This window comes from Dactylosporangium darangshiense (assembly GCF_039537565.1).
GTDB lineage: Bacteria > Actinomycetota > Actinomycetes > Mycobacteriales > Micromonosporaceae > Dactylosporangium > Dactylosporangium darangshiense.
Genome location: NZ_BAABAT010000140.1, coordinates 1 through 3,917, shown reverse-complemented (window position 1 = coordinate 3,917; position 3,917 = coordinate 1). Strand labels below are relative to the sequence as shown.

2 protein-coding genes are annotated in these 3,917 nt (G+C 71.0%); one reads left to right on the top strand and one right to left on the bottom strand.

All coding sequences use genetic code 11. From position 1 onward, the window contains the following. Positions 1 to 264, bottom strand: a 264-nt coding sequence (locus ABD901_RS58155; RefSeq protein ID WP_345144902.1) for a hypothetical protein, incomplete at its 3' end; no start/stop codon positions are given. Here ABD901_RS58155 and ABD901_RS58150 point away from each other — a divergent pair. After that, positions 179 to 3,917 (top strand): amino acid adenylation domain-containing protein (locus ABD901_RS58150; RefSeq protein WP_345144899.1); only part of this gene is annotated, 3,739 nt, incomplete at its 3' end. The two genes, ABD901_RS58155 and ABD901_RS58150, sit on opposite strands and share 86 nt — an antisense overlap.

Genomic DNA, 3,917 nt, shown 5'->3' with positions numbered 1-3,917 from the left:
TGAGGCTGTGTTGTCGGTGGTGGGGTTGCGGGGGGTGGTGCGGGAGCGGTTGCCGGAGTACATGGTGCCGGCGGTGTTTGTGGAGTTGGTGTCGTTGCCGTTGAACGCGAACGGGAAGGTGGATCGGGGGGCGTTGCCGGCGCCGGATGCGTCGCGGTTGGCGTTGGATGACGAGTACGTGCCGGTGTCGTCGGTGACCGAGGAGCTGCTGGCGGGGGTGTGGGCGGAGATTCTGGGGGTGGAGCGGGTCGGGGCCGTCGACAACTTCTTCGCCCTTGGTGGGCATTCGTTGTTGGCGACGCGGGTGGTGTCACGTATCCGGGCGGTCTTGGATGTTGAGGTGCCGGTGGCGGCGTTGTTCGACGCGCCGACCGTGGCCGGCCTCGCCGCCGTGATCGCGGGGCTGTCGCCGGCCGCGGCGATGTCGCCGATTGTGCCGGTGGACCGCGAGGCGCCGCTGCCGTTGTCGTTTGCGCAGCAGCGGCTGTGGTTCCTGGCCCAGCTGGATCCCGGCTCGGCCGCCTACAACATGCCGATGGCGATCCGCCTCGACGGCGCCGCCGACGCGGCGGCGTTGGCGGCGGCGCTGGGCGGCCTGGTGGCGCGGCACGAGGTGCTGCGGACGCGGCTCGTCGCCGGCGAGGACGGCGTGCCGTACCAGGTGATCGACCCGGCGCCGGAGCGTTTCGAGCTGCCGGTCGTGGACATGTCCGGGAAGCCGGACCCGGCGGCGGCGGCCGAGGCGTGGCTGGCCGCGGATGCGGTGCTGCCGTTCGACCTGGCGGCCGGGCCGCTGTTCCGGGCGACGCTGCTGCGGCTCGGGGCGGACGAGCAGGTGCTGGCGCTGGCGATGCACCACGTCGTCGGCGACGAGTGGTCGGCCGGCATCCTCCAGCGCGAGTTGGAGGCGTTGTACGCGGGCGCGGAGCTGCCCGCGTTGCTGGTGCAGTACGCGGACTTCGCGGTGTGGCAGCGCCAGTGGCTGACCGGCGACGTGCTCGACGGCCAGCTGAACTTCTGGCGGGCCGCCCTGGCCGGGGCGCCGGCGCTGGAGCTGCCGACCGACCGGCCGCGCCCGCCGGTCCGGTCCTCCGACGGCGCGGTGATCGAGTTCCAGGTTCCCCCGGGCGTAGTGGAGCGGCTGCGGGCGGTCGCCCGCGAAGCGGGTGCCTCGACGTTCATGACGATGCTGAGCGCGTTCTCGGTGGTGCTGGGCCAGTACTCGGGCCAGGACGACATCGTCGTGGGCACGCCGATCGCGAACCGCACCCGGGCCGAGGCCGAAAGCCTGATCGGGTTCTTCGTCAACACGCTCGTGCTGCGCACGGACCTGTCCGGTGATCCGACGTTCGCGGAGCTGCTGGGCCGGGTGCGGGAGCGGACCCTGGCCGCGTACGCGCACCAGGACCTGCCGTTCGAGCAGCTCGTCGACGCCCTGGACGTGGAACGGGACCTGTCACGCACGCCGCTGTTCCAGGCGATGTTCAACTACAAGCCCGGCGACGGCGTCTCGGAGCCGCGGGCGATGCCGGCGAAGTTCGACCTTTCGATGTCGCTCGGCGAGGGCGGGGCGGGGTCGCTGCGGTACAGCACGGTGCTGTTCGACGCCGAGCGGATGGTACGGCTGGTCGGGCACTTCGTGGAGCTGCTCTCGGCCGCGGCGGCGGACCCGGATCGCCGGCTGTCGCGGTTGCCGGTGCTGACGCACGACGAGCGGCGGCAGCTCGAACGCTGGAACGATACGGCGGCCGCGGTGCCGGCGGTAGGCGGTGTGCACGAGCTGATCGGCGAGCGCGTCGCGGCGGATCCGCACGCGGTGGCGGTGCGGTGCGGCGATGTCGTGCTGACGTATGGCGAGTTGTGGCGGCGTTCGGAGCTGTTGGCGCGGCAGCTGCGTGCGCTCGGGGTGGGTCCGGAGTCGGTGGTCGGTTTGTGCCTGGACCGTGGGGTGGAGTTCGTGGTCGCGATCCTGGCTGTGTGGCGGGCGGGCGGCGCATACCTGCCGCTGGACCCCGGATATCCGGTGGAGCGGTTGGCGTTCATGGTCGCCGACGGTGGCGCGTCGGTGGTGCTGGGTGAGCGGGCGGTGGCGGCGGAGCTGGCGTCTGCCGGTGTGGCGGTGACGTGGTTGGAGGACGTGCCGTTGGACGGCACGGATGTGGTGGCGCTGCCGGCGGTGGTGGGGGATCAGGCGGCGTATGTGATCTATACGTCGGGGTCGACGGGTGTGCCGAAGGGTGTGGTGGTTGCGCATCGTGGGTTGCTGAATTTGGCGGTGCAGCTGGGTCCGGTGTTCGGGGTGGTGCCTGGCCGTGTTGCGTTGCAGTTCGCGGCGTTCGGGTTCGACGCGGCGGTGATGGATGTGGCGGTGGTGCTGTCCGGCGGCGGGTCGCTGGTGATCGCTTCGGGGGTGCAGCGGTCGGAGCCGGCGCAGTTGGCGGCGTTGATCCGGGCGCAGCGGGTCGAGGTGGCCAGTGTGGTGCCGTCGTTGCTGTCCCAGCTGGATCCGGACGAGGTTGCCGGGGTGGGTACGTGGGTGGTGGGTTCGGAGCGGGTCGGTGCGGATCTGGTGGGGGCGTGGGCGGGTCGGTCGCGGATGTTCAATGCCTACGGTCCGACTGAGGTGTCGGTGCTGGCGACGACGATGCCGTGTGGTGTGGGGGAGGTCGGTGATCCGCCGATCGGTGGTCCGTTGGGCAATGTGCGGGTGTTTGTGGTGGACGGGTTGTTGCGTCCGGTGCCGGTTGGGGTGCCTGGTGAGTTGTTGATCGGTGGGGCGGGTCTGGCTCGTGGGTATGCGGGGCGGGCGGAGCTGACCGCGGAGCGGTTCATCGCCGACCCGTTCACGGGCGACGGCGGCCGGTTGTACCGGTCCGGCGACGTGGTGCGGTGGCGGGCCGACGGCCGGCTGGAGTTCGTCGGCCGCGCGGACACGCAGGTGAAGGTGCGCGGCTTCCGGGTCGAGCCGGGCGAGATCGAGGCGGTGTTGCGGGAGCATCCGGCGGTTGGGGATGCGGTTGTGGTTGCGGATGGTGATGAGGCGGATCGGCGGTTGGTGGCGTATGTGGTGCCGGCGGATGCCGGTGTTGGTGTGCCTGGGGTTGAGGTCTTGCGGGGCTGGGTTGGAGCGCGGTTGCCGGAGTTCATGGTGCCGGCGGTGTTTGTGGACGTGGTGGCGTTCCCGTTGAACCCGAACGGCAAGGTGGATCGGGCCGCGTTGCCGGACGTTGATGGTTCGCGCTTGGGGCTGGATGGGGTGTTTGTTGCTCCGGTGGGTCCGGTGCAGGAGGTGTTGGCTGGGATGTGGGCTGGGTTGTTGGGTGTGGAGCGGGTTGGTGCTACTGACAATTTCTTTGCCCTTGGTGGGCATTCGTTGTTGGCGACGCAGGTGGTGTCGCGGGTGCGGTCGGTGTTTGGGGTGGAGGTGCCGTTGGAGGTGTTGTTTGATACGCCGACGGTGGCGGATGTGGCGGCGGCGGTTGCGGCGGCGGTGCCGGGTGTGGTGGCGCCGGTGGTGGTGCCGGTGGATCGGGGTGTGCGGTTGCCGTTGTCGTTCGCGCAGCAGCGGTTGTGGTTCCTGGCGCAGCTGGAGCCGGATTCGGTGGAGTACGTCGTGCCGATGGCGGTGCGGCTCGACGGTGTGGTGGACGTGCCGGGGCTGGCGGCCGCGTTGGCGGCGCTGGTGGCGCGGCACGAGGTGCTGCGGACGCGGCTGGTGGCCGGCGAGGACGGCCTGCCCTATCAGGTGATCGATCCGGCGGGGCCGTTCGATCTGCCGGTCGTGGATGTATCCGGGGAGCCGGATCCGGCGGCGGCGATGCAGGCGTGGCTGGCCGCGGACGCCGCGGTGCCGTTCGATCTGGCGACGGGGCCGCTGTTGCGGGCGACGTTGCTGCGGGTGGCGGCGGATGGGCATG